The following is a 13,672-nucleotide window of genomic DNA, read 5'->3' as shown; positions in this document are numbered from 1 at the left end:
GTTTGTCTGGTGGCGTCTATATTACACGGTTCTTGAAACTGCTTTTTCGTGTTATACAGCTTACTTCCACAATTCTTTTCGCAAATCGTCCAGATATCGCTTCTGCTGCCGCTTCAGATAGCCGGGGACGAAGGGATGCATCCACCAATGTTTTGCGTGAACTATCTCGGTACAGGTCAGCCGGGTACCGCCCTCAGCCGCCTCAAAGATCCCCTCCCAGGAGCCGAACATGTTGTCATTCTCCATGGTGAAGGCCCAGCGCCGGAAGGGCTCGCAGGCTGTGACGGTGAAGTTCGTGGCGTATCCGCTTTTGGTGTACTCCACAAAGTGGGTTTCGTCCAAAACTTCCACCCGAGCCAAGTCGCTGCGCCAAACGGTATGGGCGAGGTCGGTCACGGTCTGCCACACCTGCACCACCGGGTAGGGGAAATAGACGGTCACCTTGGACGTCACCATGGGATCACCCCTTCTTCGGTTCCTTGTTCAGTTTCAGGCTGATACCCCGGCGGTCCGCCGCCTCCTGAAGCAGTCCCACCGCGGTAAGGGCACGCTCCTTGATTGGTTGGCCTTCCAATTCCGGCCTGCCGTCCAGAACAGCTATTACGGACTGTAAGTCTTCCAGGGGCAGGAGATACACCGCCGTGTTGAAAAGCGCCTTGCGGCGGCCGTCATTGTAATGGGCCAGAAGTTTCTCCAAAATGGCTTGCTTTTTCTCCAACTGGGCCAGGTAGGCTTCCAGCCCAATCTCCCGGGCTAGGGCGATGTCCTGCTGCCGGTTCCGGTGCGGGACAAAGGAATCCCCATCGTCAAAGCTCTCGTAGCGGGGACAGGGGTATTCCGAACACTCCCAACAGAATGGGATATTTTTGTGTTCCAGGGAACATTTGGCTATTGTGCAGCTCTGGTTGCCTGCGCCTCCGCCGCAGCCGGGGCAGTAGCCACCCAGGCGCATGGAACACAGGGCGCAGTTGAGTCCACAGAGGGAGAATCGGGTCTCTTCTCTGGTAAAGCCTTTCATAACGTTTCCTCCCTCAGAACCACAGCACCTGCTCTTCCCGGAATACCGGGGTTTTCCCCTGAGCGTAGGGATCATAGCGGTTCTCGTTGCAGCCGAATTCCTGTAAAAAGCAGATCTGTCCCACCTCATTCCAGCGGATGAGGGAGAGACCGTCAAAACTCTGGATGGTGCCGTCCGCCATGACACACCGGAAAGCCCACTCCACCACGGTCTGGTCCCCCTTGTGGAAATACTGCCGGATGTTCCAGCGCTCTACGGTGCCCCGGCTGTTCCATTCATCAAACCACAGCTTGATCTTTCCGCTGCCGTAGTACTCCGGCCCCCAGCTCTCAATATAGACGGCATCCGGGGCGAATAGCTCCTCAATGCCCGTGTCCTGCCTATCCAGCCACATGGAAAACCACTGCCGGATTTTACTTTCCCTCTGTTTCTCTGCTTCCATATTCATATTCTCCTGTTGTCCCCTTTGGGTGCTGTCCCAAAGCATCAAATACTCCGTTTCCTTTTCCGCCACGATGCGGAATCCTGTCCGCTGGTAGAGATGCAGAGCCGGATTTTCTTTCTGCACGGAGAGGGATGCCCGCCGGTACCCATTCTCTTGGAGCAGGAGCAAAAGAGCCTTCAGAAGCCGCGCCCCGATGCCCAGCCCGCGATACTCCGGCAGTAACGAGATGGCCAGAGAGGGGGTGCCGTTGTCGATGTGTCCGTAGTCCACCATGATGCGGCACCACACCGCACCTACCACTTTTCCCGCCGCCTCGGCTACTATGCAGTGGTCGCCGGGCCGTGTGCCGAAGTCCGCAATATAGACCTGCAGCTCCGGCAGATCTATCACAGATCGGGACGGCGGCTCCACGCCCTGCGGGAGATAGATGGCATGATAGAGAAATTCCCGCAGAAGGTCATGTTCCTCCAAGCGTATTTTGCGAATGATCGTGTTCATCTCATTCCTCACTCTGCCCGTTTGATCGGCTGCCGGATCACGGTTTTCAGCCGTTCCGGCTTGCACCGCCGTACATCGCTCAAATAGATCTCATGGTGGAAGCGGCCCTCCCCAAAGTCTTCCTCGTAACCCTGGGCCGTGGCGTATTCCTCCATGGCGGCCACAGTGGCGGGCTCGTCGTCATAGGGACCGATGTGCATGCACTGGACGCACAGCCCCTCCTCCCAGGAGAAGAACTCCACGGGGGAGAAGTCCTGCTGTTTCTTTTCCGTGGTCTCCCGGATGGCCCAGGCAAAGACCTCTTTTGTCACGAACTCCGGCAGACGGAGGAGGGAGATCCACTGAAAGTCCTTTTTACGGGCGTAATCTACCCCGTGGATGCCCTCCTGCCACCAAAGCCCCTCCAGAGGCGGCACCACATAGTCGAAGTAGCCCTCCGGCCTGTGCTTGCCCAGCTTGCTCATTTTAATGGTGTAAGCCACGGCATAGAGCAGCCCCAAGGCCTGCTTATAGGCACCGCTCTCCTCGTTGGGATCGCCTCGGCCCCGCACGGCCAGAAAATGCATGGCGGGCACGGTGACGATGCCCGGCGTTTTGGGTGGTAGGTAGAATTCCTTGTATTCCTTTTTATAGTCGAAGGCCATGATTACTTCCTCCATTTTTTCGGCTGAGCCTGAAGGGCCAGACAGGTAAGGCGGGTGAGGGTGGTCATGGTGTCCCGGTCGTCCACATCCTCCACCCAGATGTAGTCCCTGGCACCCTCGTATGGCGGCGCCTTGGGCAGGTCGGGGAAGGCCGCTTCGCCCTGGGGGGTGACCTTTACGAAAAACTGGTCATCGCAGATGACGGCAAAAAACACATCGTCGCAGTAAAGACCGTATTCGCCGAACATTTTCCGACTGCGGATGGCTCCGGCCTCCCGCAGCTGCTCGGCCACATAGGTTACAAAATCCGGATGAGACGCCATGTCAATTCCTCCTGTAGCGCTGGGCCAGTGTTTTGATCAAATCCCCAAGTTGCTCCCGCAGTTCTTCCGGCTCCAGCAGCTCCGCCTTGTCTCCAAAAGTCAGGACCCAGCTGAGTACGCTGTCGGCATCAGGAAAGCCGCCGGTGAAGCGCAGTCTTCCGTCCGGCTCCACGGTAAAACGGTCTGCGCCGTACTCCTCCACCAGCCGCCAGCGGCAGGTGGGATCAAAGCGCACGGTGACCTGATATTTTACCGGGAAGACCCGCTCCGGCTCCAGATTGGGCAGGAGAGCGGGGCGGGGAGTAAAGGGCTCGCCGGTAGAGAGCTCCGTCATGCGGTTGAGCTTAAAGAGGCGAAAATCCTCCCGGGTCTGACACCAGCCCCACACATACCAGGTGGACCAGTGGAACAGCAGATAGTAGGGCTCCACGGTGCGGACCGACTCCTCCTTGGGGGAGAAGTAGGGGAAACGGATGGTGCGGTGTTGCTCGATGGCCCCTTGGATGAGCTCAATTTTCGGCGGCAGGCTGGTCTTGTACCAGGAGGATAGATCAATGAGCATGTGTGCGCCCCCGTTCACCAGTCCGCCGGTCCCGGCGGACAGCTTCTCCATCAGCTGGGCATAGCGCCGGGTGCCGCTGACGCTGTCCAGGCTCCTGAGCCCCGCCAGGATGGCCTGCATTTCCGGAGCGGTGAGCACGGTACGGTCCACCCGGTAGCCCTCCATGATGGAGATACCGCCGCCAGCCCCCTGGACGGTGGCGATGGGAATACCCGCCCGGCAGAGGGACTCAATGTCTCGCTGAATGGTCCGGCGGGATACCTCGAATTGTTCTGCCAGCTCGGGGGCGGTGACCTTCTCCCGCTGGAGCAGAATGGACAATATGCCGATGAGCCGCTCCATTTTCATGCGCCACGCCGCCTTTCCCGGTTTTGTCTGTATTATAGCACAGGAACCGGACAACAGTCTGTCATGTTTCGCTTGCCTTGTGTTTTTGGGGGCCATTGGGTACAATAGGAACCACGGAGGGAATCGTTATGGGAAAGACTGTGTTATATCTCGCCATGAGTTTGGACGGATACATTGCGGACGCGCGGGGCGGCGTGGATTGGCTGGCGGGTGACGGCAGCGAGCCGGATGCCCCCGGCAGCTACCCGGCCTTTTTGGATACGGTGGATGTCATCGTCATGGGCTGGACGACTTATCACCAGCTGGTGACAGAGCTCTCCCCGGACCGCTGGCCCTATGAGGGCCGCCTTTGTTATGTGGTGACCCACCGGCAGGAAGCGGACCAGAAGGATATTTTCTTCTGGAATGAGGAACTGACTGCCCTGGTGGACAAGCTGAAAGGGGAGTATGGGGGCAATGTCTGGATCTGCGGCGGTGCGTCCGTGGCCGGGCAGCTTTGGAAAGAGGGATGCATCGATCAGCTGTGGCTGTCCATCATCCCCACCGTGCTGGGCAGGGGTGTGCGGCTGTTTCCGGAGCTTTCTCAGGAAGCGCCGCTGAAGCTGGTGAGAACGGAACCTTGGAACGGGATCGTGGATCTGGTGTACGAAAAGCGGTGATAGGCAATGCGGGAACCATTTATCAATCTGACAGAAGAAAATCTGGAACAGGAGCACCTGTGCTGCATCATCCGCAGCAAGAAGCCCCATCCCGGTGTGGAGGCCAAGCGGGCCTGGCTCAGAGAGCGGCTGAAAGAAGGCCATGTGTTCCGCAAGCTGGATGCCAAGGGCGTGGTGTTCATCGAGTACGCTCCGTTGGAGACGGCCTGGGTGCCGGTGGAGGGGGAGAACTATCTCTACCTCTACTGCCTGTGGGTCACCGGGGACTTCAAAGGCAAGGGCTACGGCAGGCAGCTGATGGAGTACTGCCTGGCTGATGCCAGGGCCAAGGGGAAATCCGGCGTGTGTATGCTGGGAGCCGAAAAACAGAAGGCCTGGCTTTCAGACCAGGCCTTCGCAGAAAAATATGGGTTTGAAACGGTGGACACCACGCCGGACGGCTACCGGCTGCTGGCCCGCTCCTTTGATGGGACAAAGCCCCGCTTTGCGGAGAACGCCAAGGGGGTGGAGGTGGAACATCAGGAGCTGACCATCTACTACAGTCCCCAGTGTCCCTACACCCATCAGAGCGTGGAGCTGGTGCGTAAGACTTGCCAGGAGCTGGAGGTTCCCTATACCCTCATTCCGGTGGACACGCTGGAAAAGGCCAAGGCTCTGCCCTGTGTGTTCAACAACTGGGCGGTATTTTATCGGGGAAAGTTCGTGACCGTAAATCTGCTGGACGCCGCCGCGCTGAAGCGACTTTTGAAAAAGTAGGGTGTGTTCATGGTAATTCGAAAAGTGGAAACCGATAAAAAGCAGTACCTTGATTTGCTGCTGCTGGCGGACGAGCAGGAGGACATGATCGACCGCTATCTGGAGCGTGGTACCATGTATGTGCTGGAGGACGATGGAGTCAAGGCCGAATGTGTAGTGACGGACGAGGGCGATGGGATTTTGGAGCTGAAAAACATTGCCGTGGAGCCGGACTTTCAGGGAAGGGGCTATGGGAAAGCCCTGGTGGATTTCCTCATCCGAACCTACAGGGGGCAGTATACCGTGCTGCAGGTGGGCACCGGGGACAGTCCCGCCACCATCCCGTTTTATCAATCCTGCGGCTTTCGCAGGCACCACTTGGTCAAGAACTTTTTCACCGACCACTATGACCATCCCATCTACGAGTGCGGGATTCCGTTGGTGGATATGGTGTATCTGCAAAGAGAGATATAAAAATGTGGAGTGCCAATTAAGGCGCTCCACATTTTTTCAGTATCCGGGATATGTTACAGCTTCAGCCCTTCCACCCAGGCCTTCAGCTCAGCTTCGCTCAGGCGGCCATTGAGCAGCTTGCCATCCACGATCTTGGCACCGGGGGCGCTGGGGCGCAGCCCGGCCGCCGACTTGCCCAGGCCGCTGCCGCCGGAGGTGGCGAAGAGAACGATGGTCTTTCCGGTGAAGTCATAGGCCTCCAGGAAGGTGTTGAGGATGGTGGGGGCCACATACCACCACACGGGGAACCCCAGGAAGATCACATCGTGTCCGGCTACCGGGGCATCGGTGTCGGCCAGAGCGGGGCGGGAGTGGGCATCCTTCATCTCCACGCTGGAGCGGGAGCCCTTGTCCATCCAGTTCAGATCGGCGTTGGTGTAGGGAACGGCAGGTTTGATCTCATAGAGATCCCCGCCCACGGCGTTTGCCAGAGCCTTCGCCGCCTTGGCGGTGGTGCCGGTAGCGGAAAAATAAGCAACCAATGCGTTCATACGAATAACCTCCTTATGGTATGCTTCGCCTCTATTGTAAATCTACCGCTCAAAAATGTAAAATACTCATTTTCTATTTGCAGTTATTCTAAAAAGGCATCTTTATCTTGCGGGAGCGGGAGGAGAGTAGTAGGATAGAAGAAGGAGGGATGACCGTGGAACTTCGCGTTTTGAGGTATTTTCTGGCAGTGGCCCGGGAGGAGAACATCACCAAGGCCGCGGCCCTGCTCCATCTGACCCAGCCCACCCTGTCCCGGCAGCTGATGCAGCTGGAGGAGGAGCTGGGCGTGCAGCTCTTTCACCGCAGCCGCTACCACATCGTCCTCACCGACGAGGGGATGCTGCTGCGCCGCCGGGCCCAGGAATTGGTGGACTTGGCGGACAAAACAGCCCGGGAATTTGCTGCCCGAGAGACGGAGCTGATGGGCGAGATCACCATTGGTGCAGGGGAGACCCGGAGCATGACCTTCCTCTCCCAGGCCATCCGCACCTTTCGAGAGCGCTATCCCAAGGTCACCTTCCGCATCTTCAGCGCCAATGCCGACGATGTGAAAGAGCGGCTGGATATGGGTCTTCTGGATATGGGACTGCTGACGGAGCCGGTGGATGTGGGCAAGTATGCCTTCTGCCGGATGCGGGAGAAGGACCGCTGGGGCGTGTTAGTGCGGACAGATTCTCCCTTGGCTGAACTGGAGGCGGTCACGCCGCAGGATCTGGAATCGGTTCCTCTGCTGGTCAGTGGGCGGGAGAGTGTACAGCGGGAGCTTGCCAGTTGGTTTGGCGATGGTTGGGATCGTCTGCAGATCGCCGCGACCTTCAATCTGATCCTCAATGCAGCCAATATGGTGCGCTGCGGTGTGGGAGCGGCGCTGGGGTTCGACCTGAACCTGGCGTTTGATGGCCTCCGGTTCCTGCCCCTTTCTCCGCCTATGGAGACGGGGACGGTGCTGGTCTGGAAGAAGGATCAGGCGCTGACTCCGGTGGTGGAGGCCTTCCGTCAGCACATTAAAGATGTTCCGTGGGCATCGGAAGGAAAAGAAACATTCGACATTGTGAAGGAGTCATTTTAGCACGTGGGCATCCGAGGAAGGATACCCACATTTTTCATTTGGAGGTTTCCATATGACTAGGCAGAAGGCGTGGAAACGCGATCACACCTCCAGGTACATTCTGCGGGAATACGAGAGCCGGGGCCGGTGCGGCATGATTTGGATGATAAAAAGCAGAGCAGATCTCATTCGAGATCTGCTCTGCTTTCAGTATTGAGTGGGGATCTCGCGCTCGCCGATATCGTAGAGTCGGCGGAATTCCTCCAGATCACTGGGCGTACGGATCAGCATGACCTCGCGGAATGTTCCGGTACGGATGTCCTGAAATCCTGCGACCTTTTCCCCGGTGCAGATGCTGGCGCGGATCACCGGCTTTTGGTTTTCTTTGTCATAGGGCTGTGTCTTGGGCTTTTTCTTGAAAAACATTCTGTGCCCCTCCTCGATCCGGCGCATCCGCCGACTCCAGAAATGCCGCAATGGCGGCTACTGTCTGAGCCTGCTGCTCCTGAGCAGAGATCGCAGCGGGCAGGTCCCCCTTCTGCGGACCGTAGTTGCCGAACTGGGCGTGGTTGCCGCCCTCGATCTCTACGATGTTCTCCGTGTAGTCGATGTGGTCCTCCACGCTCTGGTTGAGGGAGCCGTAAATGGTCAGGGCCTTTTCCGCCGGATAATCACCGTAGATGTAAGCGCCCATCAGAATCAGTCCGTCCACCTGGTCGGGATGGTCGGAGGCAAACTTGGAGGCCATGGCGCCGCCCATGGAGTGCCCGGCAATATACCAGTGCTGCATCTCGGGGAACTGGGCAATGACATCCTCCGCCGCATCAGCATTGAAAATCGCCATGTGGAAAGGCATATGGACCAAAATGCAGGTGACTCCGAGCTGTCGGATCTGATCCAGCAGAGGCAGGTAGGCCTCGGCCTCCACCTTGGCGCCCGGATAGAAAATGATGGCGGTATCGGTGGGATAGGTAGGGGAGAGGATGGTCAGATTGTCCTGCGCCGTGATGCCGCTGTCCTGTTCCATCACCGCAAGGGCCACATCCTCCGCCCGGTAGTAATCGGACACATACCAGAAAAACAGCCCAGTCAGAAGGACCAGGATCAGAAGAAGGATTCCTCCGGCGACGAGCCATTTTTTGCGCTGGGACCTCGGTTTTGTTTTCATGCTCCCATCACCTCGGTCAGTATATGCCCAATCAAAGCCAGGGTGAACATGATGAGAAATCCGGTGATCATCCAGCCCAGCGCCTTGGAATAGCCCTTGGGCGTGATGCAGCCCATGGCGTCCAGCTTTTGGATGGTGGGGTGCAGCCGCCAGAAGTAGGTGGCGATGGACAAGATCATGGCCACCACCGCCCACAGCTTCACCTGCTCCGTACCGATCACCAGAATCACCGCCAGCAGGAAGAGGAAAATCAGCTTCACACCGGCCACCCAGTTCACCAGATAAGAGGCAAACAGCCGCTGCTCCTCGCTCTCCGGATTGGAAAAGGCGTTGAAGACGCCCACACCGTTGCCCAACCGGCTGCCGGGCCAGAAGTAGAGGATGGCCACATTGGCCGACTCCATGATGATAAAAAGGATCATTGCGATGGATAGAAAATCCATGTCTGTACACTCCTCAGAATTGCTCCTCCTGGGCAGACAGGTTCAGCCTGAAACACTCCGTCCCGGAGGGGAATCGCACGATTTTAAAGAGAATTAAGGAAATATTTATCTCAAATGCGCTTTTATCTGCTATTGTACTCTTCAGATCCAGGCTGTTTTGTCATGAGCCCGGACGCAAGATTCAAAACGCGGGAGGATGAAAGAATATGAAGACAGGTCACAAAGCTGCGGCCCTTGGCTGCCTGGCAGTCGCCGTTGGATCCGCGGTCTACCGGCGCTGGATGATCCGGATGTCGCTCCGGGAGTTCACCCGATGTGCGCTCTATATGGCGGTCATGGACGATGAGATCTGCCGGAACGAATTGGAGGGGAACCAGATCGGGGACGCGGTCATTACCTTGCCACCGAAGGCAGAATCCCTGCAAGCGCGGTACCATCTCTTTCTGCAGAGCAACCGGGCCAAAAGCCGCCGGCAGATCCAGGAGGAAATCGTGGCGCTGGAGCGGCGGCTCCGGGAGTCCCGGCAGTACATCGGCCAGCCGAAAGAGCAGCTGGAAGTGGAGTTCTCCGGGGAACATGATTTCGGAGAGACCGATTCGGTCACGTTATAGCCCGCATCCTATGTTGCATCGGTCAATGCGTGGATCAGTTCCTCCTGTCCGGGCCCCCACTGATGATTTTGGGTGATTTCCTCCTCTGTGCATGCAAAATATCGCCACTGTGCCTCATTCGTAATTCCGGCGTCCCAGGTAGTATCAAAGTACCGGTATTCGCCATCCATCCGGGCACAGTTCCACATATGCTCCTCTCCGGCGGCCACGCCGGTGACATTCCAGCAGGGGATCCCGGCCTCTTGGCAGAGCATGTTGAAGGCCCAGGAAAAGCCGCCGCAGATGGCGGTTCCATACTTCAGCGGGCCGTATGCGGTGCGGGACTCATAGGGCAGGGCATTGGGGTCCTGATAATAGCGGGAATCATAGGAGGTATGTTCCACGATGTAGCGGTAAATGGCGCGCAGCTTCGCCTCGTCCCCCATATCATCCGTAAAAATCTGCTCCGCAATGGACTGGGTTAGATTTTTTAACTCTCTTGCCTGTGCCACACTCGGCTCCAGCGTGTCGGAATTGCCGGGGACGGCACAGATGGCGGTGGCGTCGCTGTTGAGCATATAAAGCACATAGCCATAGCCCGCCTGCTGCAAAGCCCGCTGCATATCATCCACCAAAAGATCCGGATCAAGGATGGCGATGGGAATTTCGGTTTCTCCCAGGTGGGCATCGGCAACCTCCACCAGGTCGGCCAGACAGCGGATCTCCATTCCGCCCTCTGGCATCCCGTCCGGATAGCCCAATTTATAGGGCATGTAGCGGATCTGACAGACGGTACCCTCCGGGCCGTCCGTACAATCCAGCTGATATGCATATTTCAGTTCGGGATACTGACTCAAAACCTGACTGGACGCATTTTGCAGGAAAATAGACCGGTCCTGCAGAGACAATTCCGCATCGGAAAAGGCAAAGGTCAGTTGGGGGACCATTCCCTCATAGGCCTGTTTTAGAATCTCCGCCGCATCCTCCAGGGATGTGGCCGGATAGACGCCGTCCATTGGGTCAGATGGCTTCGGTACCGGAACTTCTTCTGGTGCCAAAGTGGCAGTCGGCACGCTGGTGCTGTGGACTTCCGCTGTCTGCTCGGAACAGCTGCACAGACTCAGCAGCAGGAAAAGCGCGCAGACAGCGGCAATTCTTCTTTTGGACATGGAAATCCCTCCTGCAATACTCCGTGACCGTATCATAGCATAAACCCAGGGGATGGGGCAATGAACTTTCGCTTTCATAAGCGACACGGGTCTTCCTGTTTTCAGAGATCGCTTTTTCAGGATAAGGTCCAGCCGTATTTGTGGGAACCAAAAGTTTCTCCGTCTATCTGCATGAAAAGGTGCCTCAGCAGGATCCCAGTCGGGAATCCGCTGCGGCACCTTCTTTTGTCATTTGTGATGTGGGCCCTTCCGCTGACGCCATGGATGGGGCCTGGCGCGGAATTCCGTACCCTTTTGGAAGAATTATGAAATCGATTTTCCAAGCGCAAAGGCCTGCTGAAGTTCGTCCTTTCCTTGGATGTCGCCCGCATCCATGTTGCCGCCAGCCAAGACATGACCGAGATTGTTCCACCGCAGATGCTCCAGCAGGTGGTCATAGTAGAGGACGGCGTCGTCAAATTCATACCCTTCCGCAGCCATCAAAAGCACGGAAGATGTTCCGTTGCCGCGCAGGAGATTTCTGCCGCCTTCCTCCAGGGCAAACAGGCGGTCAAGGGCGGTGCGCAGCTGCCCGCTCATCGTCCAGTAATACAGTGGACTGGCAAGAACGATCACATCGCAGTCCCGGACAGCCGGATAAATCTGATTCATATCGTCCTGCTGGACACAGGGACAATCCCGATCGCTGTGGCCGCCGAAGCATCCCTTACACCCATGAATGCTCATTTTGTCCAAAAAGAACTCGGTGACAGTATGGCCTGCACTCTCCGCACCTTCCTGGAACGCTTTTACCAGTGCAGAGGTGTTGCCGCTTTTGCGGGGGCTGCCGTTTAAAATTACAATTTTTCTGCGCATCGTACATTCCTCCTGGTTTCGGTTGGATTGACTTTTCTCATGTTTGATACTAAAATTTTAGCAAGCATGAAACAAAAAGCAAGTACGCACATAAAAGTGCGGTACTTACTAAAAGGAGAGTGTAACATGGGCGTGCGCTGTATTGCCAATGAGTGCCTGGGGACCACCGGGTTCAGTTATACGCTTTCTCTCATCAACGGCAAGTACAAGATGACCATTCTCTATACCTTGATGGAGTTTGGCGTGGTGCGGTTCAATGAGATGAAACGATACATCGGAGGAATCTCTTATAAAACGCTCAGCACCACCTTGAAGGAACTGGAAGCGGATCAGCTGGTTCACCGGGAGGAATATCCCCAGATCCCCCCAAAGGTGGAGTACAGCCTGACGGAGCGTGGGAAGTCCCTGATCCCCATTCTGGACGGCATGTGCGAATGGGGAGACCGCAATCGGCTATAAAAAGCAGAAGGAAACCGGTGTGGTTTCCTTCTGCTTTTTATTTGGGACGATCATATTCTGGTCGGGAAACATAGGTGAATGGACTTGATTTTCTTTACCAATCGTTCGTAGGCCATAGTTTGTGCTATAATGGTTTATCCATATGGACCATTAAAAACGAAGGTGACAGAATGGACGAAGCAATGAAAATGAATCGGGATCAGTTGGCGCAAAGATTCAATGCTTGCCGTCCTGCGCTATGTGCGATTGGAGATGAAACACGTCAGCTCATCATCCGTGTTTTCATTGAAAATTGCGGAGCAGGGGGCTTGCGTGTAGGAGAAATTCAAAATAGTACGAATATTTCGCGTGCGGCGGTGTCCCATCACCTGAAAATTCTGAAAGATGCAGGTATCATAGACGTCAGACGCGAAGGTACAAAAAATTTTTATTATTTGGACGCTGCAAGCAGTAGTTTGCTGGCAGTATCAGAACTGTTCCATCATGCAGTCGAGCTGATGAAACATTGCCCTACATATAAGGAGAGAAGCAGATGAGCATCTATAAAATCATCTTTAGCCCCACTGGAGGCACAGATAAGGTTGCCAATTCATTTGTACAGGCCTTTGGACAGGAGGCAAAAACAATCGATCTGACCGATTTTGCAACGGACTTTCACCAAATTTCATTGACACAAGAGGATATCTGCATGGTTGCGGTTCCTTCTTTCGGCGGACGGGTTCCGGCGATTGCAGCGGAACGGTTGGAAAAGATACGCGCAAATGGTGCAAAAGCGATACTGATTGTGGTGTATGGGAATCGCGCCTACGATGATACGTTACTTGAATTAAAAACGATACTGAGGAATTCCGGGTTTTGCTGTGTGGCCGCTGTTGCTGCGGTCGCAGAGCATTCTATCATGCATCGGTATGCACAGGGGCGCCCCGATCACAAAGATTTGGAAGAACTTTCTCAATTCGCAAAACAGATCCGGCAGCGCATAGAGGAGGGGCGGATACCAGACGATCTGGTCCTTCCCGGCAGCAGTCCATACCGGGAGTATCACGGCGTACCCATCAAGCCTGTTACAAAGAAGAACTGTACGAACTGCGGATTGTGTGCGAAAAAATGTCCTGTTCAGGCAATTCCATTGACCAATCCCTCCAAAACCGATCATAAAAAATGTATCAGCTGCATGCGCTGTATCGGTATTTGCCTGACGCACTCAAGAAGTATAAATAAAATTTTGGCGGCGATTGCAGCAAATAAGATGAAAAAAGTTGCAGTGAATCCAAGAAAAACGAACTATTTCTCGGAGCATAACTGCAGGTTTGTGTTCTTGCATTCTTGGAAACCGTCCCATCCAATGCAGCCGCTTGGGTCAGCAAAGATATTTTGATCGGAGCGTGACTCCCGTATTATGTTTTTCAGGAGCCGATGTCTGGTTCCAAGTTCCGAAAATTTTTACATTGCGATACAGAGAACAGGGTCTCTGAAACATTTCCATTCAGAGGCCCTGTTCTTATTTTTGAATTTCGCTGTCTTTTAATACGGATATAATTTGTTCCATCGAGTGATATGAATCTGAAATAGGCCAAGGTCAGGTAGAATAAGTTTCGCAAAAACAAAAAAAGACATGGTTTGCAGATCTCTGGTAGAATGAAGTTGCGACACCACCATTCGAAAGGAGACAGCAAACCATGTCCGAGAAGATTGTACAGCTA

General features: G+C 55.3%; 20 protein-coding genes. 8 read left to right on the top strand and 12 right to left on the bottom strand.

Going from position 1 to position 13,672, the window contains the following annotated elements:
- Positions 1-60: 60 nt before the first annotated feature.
- Genes INF37_RS11195 through INF37_RS11170 form a run of 6 tightly spaced genes read right to left on the bottom strand, consistent with a single transcriptional unit; the run spans position 61 to position 3,838 of the window.
- Positions 61-456, bottom strand: coding sequence for an SRPBCC family protein (locus tag INF37_RS11195; RefSeq protein ID WP_193538358.1), 396 nt, complete (start codon positions 454-456; stop codon positions 61-63).
- A gap of 4 nt (positions 457-460) precedes the next feature.
- A complete protein-coding gene (locus INF37_RS11190) occupies positions 461-1,018 on the bottom strand; it encodes a DUF3795 domain-containing protein (RefSeq protein WP_193538357.1) in 558 nt (185 codons plus the stop codon).
- A 13-nt stretch (positions 1,019-1,031) separates the two neighbouring features.
- Entirely contained in the window at positions 1,032-1,961 is a 930-nt protein-coding gene (locus INF37_RS16040) for a GNAT family N-acetyltransferase (protein WP_186964348.1), read from the bottom strand.
- A gap of 8 nt (positions 1,962-1,969) precedes the next feature.
- The gene (locus INF37_RS11180) at positions 1,970-2,605 is read right to left on the bottom strand and encodes a GyrI-like domain-containing protein (protein ID WP_193538356.1); all 636 of its coding nucleotides are present in this window, start codon (positions 2,603-2,605) and stop codon (positions 1,970-1,972) included.
- A gap of 2 nt (positions 2,606-2,607) precedes the next feature.
- A complete protein-coding gene (locus INF37_RS11175) occupies positions 2,608-2,928 on the bottom strand; it encodes a TfoX/Sxy family protein (RefSeq protein ID WP_193538354.1) in 321 nt (106 codons plus the stop codon).
- 1 nt (position 2,929) lies between these two features.
- Positions 2,930-3,838 (bottom strand): helix-turn-helix transcriptional regulator, encoded by a 909-nt coding sequence (locus INF37_RS11170; RefSeq protein ID WP_193538353.1) that lies wholly within the window; start codon positions 3,836-3,838, stop codon positions 2,930-2,932.
- Positions 3,839-3,966: 128 nt separating this feature from the next.
- On the opposite strand from INF37_RS11170, the gene INF37_RS11165 reads away from it, so the two are divergent.
- Genes INF37_RS11165 through INF37_RS11155 form a run of 3 tightly spaced genes read left to right on the top strand, consistent with a single transcriptional unit; the run spans position 3,967 to position 5,706 of the window.
- Positions 3,967-4,497, top strand: a complete 531-nt coding sequence (locus INF37_RS11165) for a dihydrofolate reductase family protein (protein WP_193538352.1) — start codon at positions 3,967-3,969, stop codon at positions 4,495-4,497.
- A gap of 6 nt (positions 4,498-4,503) precedes the next feature.
- Positions 4,504-5,253, top strand: a complete 750-nt coding sequence (locus INF37_RS11160; RefSeq protein WP_193538351.1) for a GNAT family N-acetyltransferase — start codon at positions 4,504-4,506, stop codon at positions 5,251-5,253.
- Positions 5,254-5,262: 9 nt separating this feature from the next.
- The gene (locus tag INF37_RS11155) at positions 5,263-5,706 is read left to right on the top strand and encodes a GNAT family N-acetyltransferase (protein ID WP_193538350.1); all 444 of its coding nucleotides are present in this window, start codon (positions 5,263-5,265) and stop codon (positions 5,704-5,706) included.
- Positions 5,707-5,759: 53 nt separating this feature from the next.
- Here the strand turns inward: INF37_RS11155 and INF37_RS11150 are convergent, their stop codons facing one another.
- A complete protein-coding gene (locus tag INF37_RS11150; RefSeq protein WP_193538349.1) occupies positions 5,760-6,236 on the bottom strand; it encodes a flavodoxin in 477 nt (158 codons plus the stop codon).
- 149 nt (positions 6,237-6,385) lie between these two features.
- Between INF37_RS11150 and INF37_RS11145 the strand changes: the two genes are divergently transcribed.
- A complete protein-coding gene (locus INF37_RS11145) occupies positions 6,386-7,306 on the top strand; it encodes a LysR family transcriptional regulator (RefSeq protein ID WP_207730487.1) in 921 nt (306 codons plus the stop codon).
- 186 nt (positions 7,307-7,492) lie between these two features.
- Here INF37_RS11145 and INF37_RS11140 read toward each other — a convergent pair whose 3' ends face one another.
- From INF37_RS11140 to INF37_RS11130, 3 genes are read right to left on the bottom strand one after another with little or no spacing between them, the layout of a single operon-like run.
- The gene (locus tag INF37_RS11140) at positions 7,493-7,711 is read right to left on the bottom strand and encodes an aspartate dehydrogenase (RefSeq protein WP_193538347.1); all 219 of its coding nucleotides are present in this window, start codon (positions 7,709-7,711) and stop codon (positions 7,493-7,495) included.
- Complete coding sequence (locus INF37_RS11135) at positions 7,674-8,453, bottom strand: alpha/beta fold hydrolase (protein WP_193538346.1); 780 nt, start codon at positions 8,451-8,453, stop codon at positions 7,674-7,676. The genes INF37_RS11140 and INF37_RS11135 overlap by 38 nt, the downstream gene beginning before the upstream one ends.
- On the bottom strand, positions 8,450-8,896 hold the full coding sequence (locus INF37_RS11130) for a hypothetical protein (RefSeq protein ID WP_193538345.1): 447 nt from the start codon (positions 8,894-8,896) through the stop codon (positions 8,450-8,452). Before INF37_RS11130 ends, INF37_RS11135 begins: the two co-directional genes overlap by 4 nt.
- A 206-nt stretch (positions 8,897-9,102) precedes the next feature.
- Between INF37_RS11130 and INF37_RS11125 the strand changes: the two genes are divergently transcribed.
- A complete protein-coding gene (locus INF37_RS11125) occupies positions 9,103-9,507 on the top strand; it encodes a hypothetical protein (protein WP_193538343.1) in 405 nt (134 codons plus the stop codon).
- 8 nt (positions 9,508-9,515) lie between these two features.
- Here the strand turns inward: INF37_RS11125 and INF37_RS11120 are convergent, their stop codons facing one another.
- Entirely contained in the window at positions 9,516-10,655 is a 1,140-nt protein-coding gene (locus INF37_RS11120) for a transglutaminase domain-containing protein (RefSeq protein WP_193538342.1), read from the bottom strand.
- A 303-nt stretch (positions 10,656-10,958) separates the two neighbouring features.
- Positions 10,959-11,510, bottom strand: a complete 552-nt coding sequence (locus INF37_RS11115) for a flavodoxin family protein (protein ID WP_193538341.1) — start codon at positions 11,508-11,510, stop codon at positions 10,959-10,961.
- Positions 11,511-11,636: 126 nt separating this feature from the next.
- On the opposite strand from INF37_RS11115, the gene INF37_RS11110 reads away from it, so the two are divergent.
- From INF37_RS11110 to INF37_RS11100, 3 genes are all read left to right on the top strand, one after another.
- On the top strand, positions 11,637-11,969 hold the full coding sequence (locus INF37_RS11110) for a winged helix-turn-helix transcriptional regulator (protein ID WP_186964333.1): 333 nt from the start codon (positions 11,637-11,639) through the stop codon (positions 11,967-11,969).
- 170 nt (positions 11,970-12,139) lie between these two features.
- The gene (locus INF37_RS11105) at positions 12,140-12,505 is read left to right on the top strand and encodes an ArsR/SmtB family transcription factor (RefSeq protein WP_193538339.1); all 366 of its coding nucleotides are present in this window, start codon (positions 12,140-12,142) and stop codon (positions 12,503-12,505) included.
- On the top strand, positions 12,502-13,347 hold the full coding sequence (locus INF37_RS11100) for a 4Fe-4S binding protein (RefSeq protein ID WP_193538338.1): 846 nt from the start codon (positions 12,502-12,504) through the stop codon (positions 13,345-13,347). Before INF37_RS11105 ends, INF37_RS11100 begins: the two co-directional genes overlap by 4 nt.
- Positions 13,348-13,672: the final 325 nt, after the last annotated feature.

The organism is Pseudoflavonifractor gallinarum (assembly GCF_014982855.1).
GTDB lineage: Bacteria > Bacillota > Clostridia > Oscillospirales > Oscillospiraceae > Pseudoflavonifractor_A > Pseudoflavonifractor_A gallinarum.
The sequence above is the reverse complement of the archived record's forward strand: the minus strand, read 5'-3'. Positions and strand labels throughout refer to the sequence as shown.

Excerpts from the sequence above, each read along its gene's own strand:
- INF37_RS11150 (WP_193538349.1), bottom strand. The coding sequence starts at position 6,236 with ATGAACGCATTGGTTGCTTATTTTTCCGCTACCGGCACCACCGCCAAG.
- INF37_RS16040 (WP_186964348.1), bottom strand. The coding sequence starts at position 1,961 with ATGAACACGATCATTCGCAAAATACGCTTGGAGGAACATGACCTTCTG.
- INF37_RS11135 (WP_193538346.1), bottom strand. The coding sequence starts at position 8,453 with ATGAAAACAAAACCGAGGTCCCAGCGCAAAAAATGGCTCGTCGCCGGA.
- INF37_RS11130 (WP_193538345.1), bottom strand. The coding sequence starts at position 8,896 with ATGGATTTTCTATCCATCGCAATGATCCTTTTTATCATCATGGAGTCG.
- INF37_RS11105 (WP_193538339.1), top strand. The coding sequence starts at position 12,140 with ATGGACGAAGCAATGAAAATGAATCGGGATCAGTTGGCGCAAAGATTC.
- INF37_RS11125 (WP_193538343.1), top strand. The coding sequence starts at position 9,103 with ATGAAGACAGGTCACAAAGCTGCGGCCCTTGGCTGCCTGGCAGTCGCC.
- INF37_RS11180 (WP_193538356.1), bottom strand. The coding sequence starts at position 2,605 with ATGGCCTTCGACTATAAAAAGGAATACAAGGAATTCTACCTACCACCC.
- INF37_RS11100 (WP_193538338.1), top strand. The coding sequence starts at position 12,502 with ATGAGCATCTATAAAATCATCTTTAGCCCCACTGGAGGCACAGATAAG.
- INF37_RS11160 (WP_193538351.1), top strand. The coding sequence starts at position 4,504 with ATGCGGGAACCATTTATCAATCTGACAGAAGAAAATCTGGAACAGGAG.
- INF37_RS11170 (WP_193538353.1), bottom strand. The coding sequence starts at position 3,838 with ATGAAAATGGAGCGGCTCATCGGCATATTGTCCATTCTGCTCCAGCGG.
- INF37_RS11115 (WP_193538341.1), bottom strand. The coding sequence starts at position 11,510 with ATGCGCAGAAAAATTGTAATTTTAAACGGCAGCCCCCGCAAAAGCGGC.
- INF37_RS11195 (WP_193538358.1), bottom strand. The coding sequence starts at position 456 with ATGGTGACGTCCAAGGTGACCGTCTATTTCCCCTACCCGGTGGTGCAG.
- INF37_RS11155 (WP_193538350.1), top strand. The coding sequence starts at position 5,263 with ATGGTAATTCGAAAAGTGGAAACCGATAAAAAGCAGTACCTTGATTTG.
- INF37_RS11145 (WP_207730487.1), top strand. The coding sequence starts at position 6,386 with ATGACCGTGGAACTTCGCGTTTTGAGGTATTTTCTGGCAGTGGCCCGG.
- INF37_RS11175 (WP_193538354.1), bottom strand. The coding sequence starts at position 2,928 with ATGGCGTCTCATCCGGATTTTGTAACCTATGTGGCCGAGCAGCTGCGG.
- INF37_RS11110 (WP_186964333.1), top strand. The coding sequence starts at position 11,637 with ATGGGCGTGCGCTGTATTGCCAATGAGTGCCTGGGGACCACCGGGTTC.
- INF37_RS11165 (WP_193538352.1), top strand. The coding sequence starts at position 3,967 with ATGGGAAAGACTGTGTTATATCTCGCCATGAGTTTGGACGGATACATT.
- INF37_RS11190 (WP_193538357.1), bottom strand. The coding sequence starts at position 1,018 with ATGAAAGGCTTTACCAGAGAAGAGACCCGATTCTCCCTCTGTGGACTC.
- INF37_RS11140 (WP_193538347.1), bottom strand. The coding sequence starts at position 7,711 with ATGTTTTTCAAGAAAAAGCCCAAGACACAGCCCTATGACAAAGAAAAC.
- INF37_RS11120 (WP_193538342.1), bottom strand. The coding sequence starts at position 10,655 with ATGTCCAAAAGAAGAATTGCCGCTGTCTGCGCGCTTTTCCTGCTGCTG.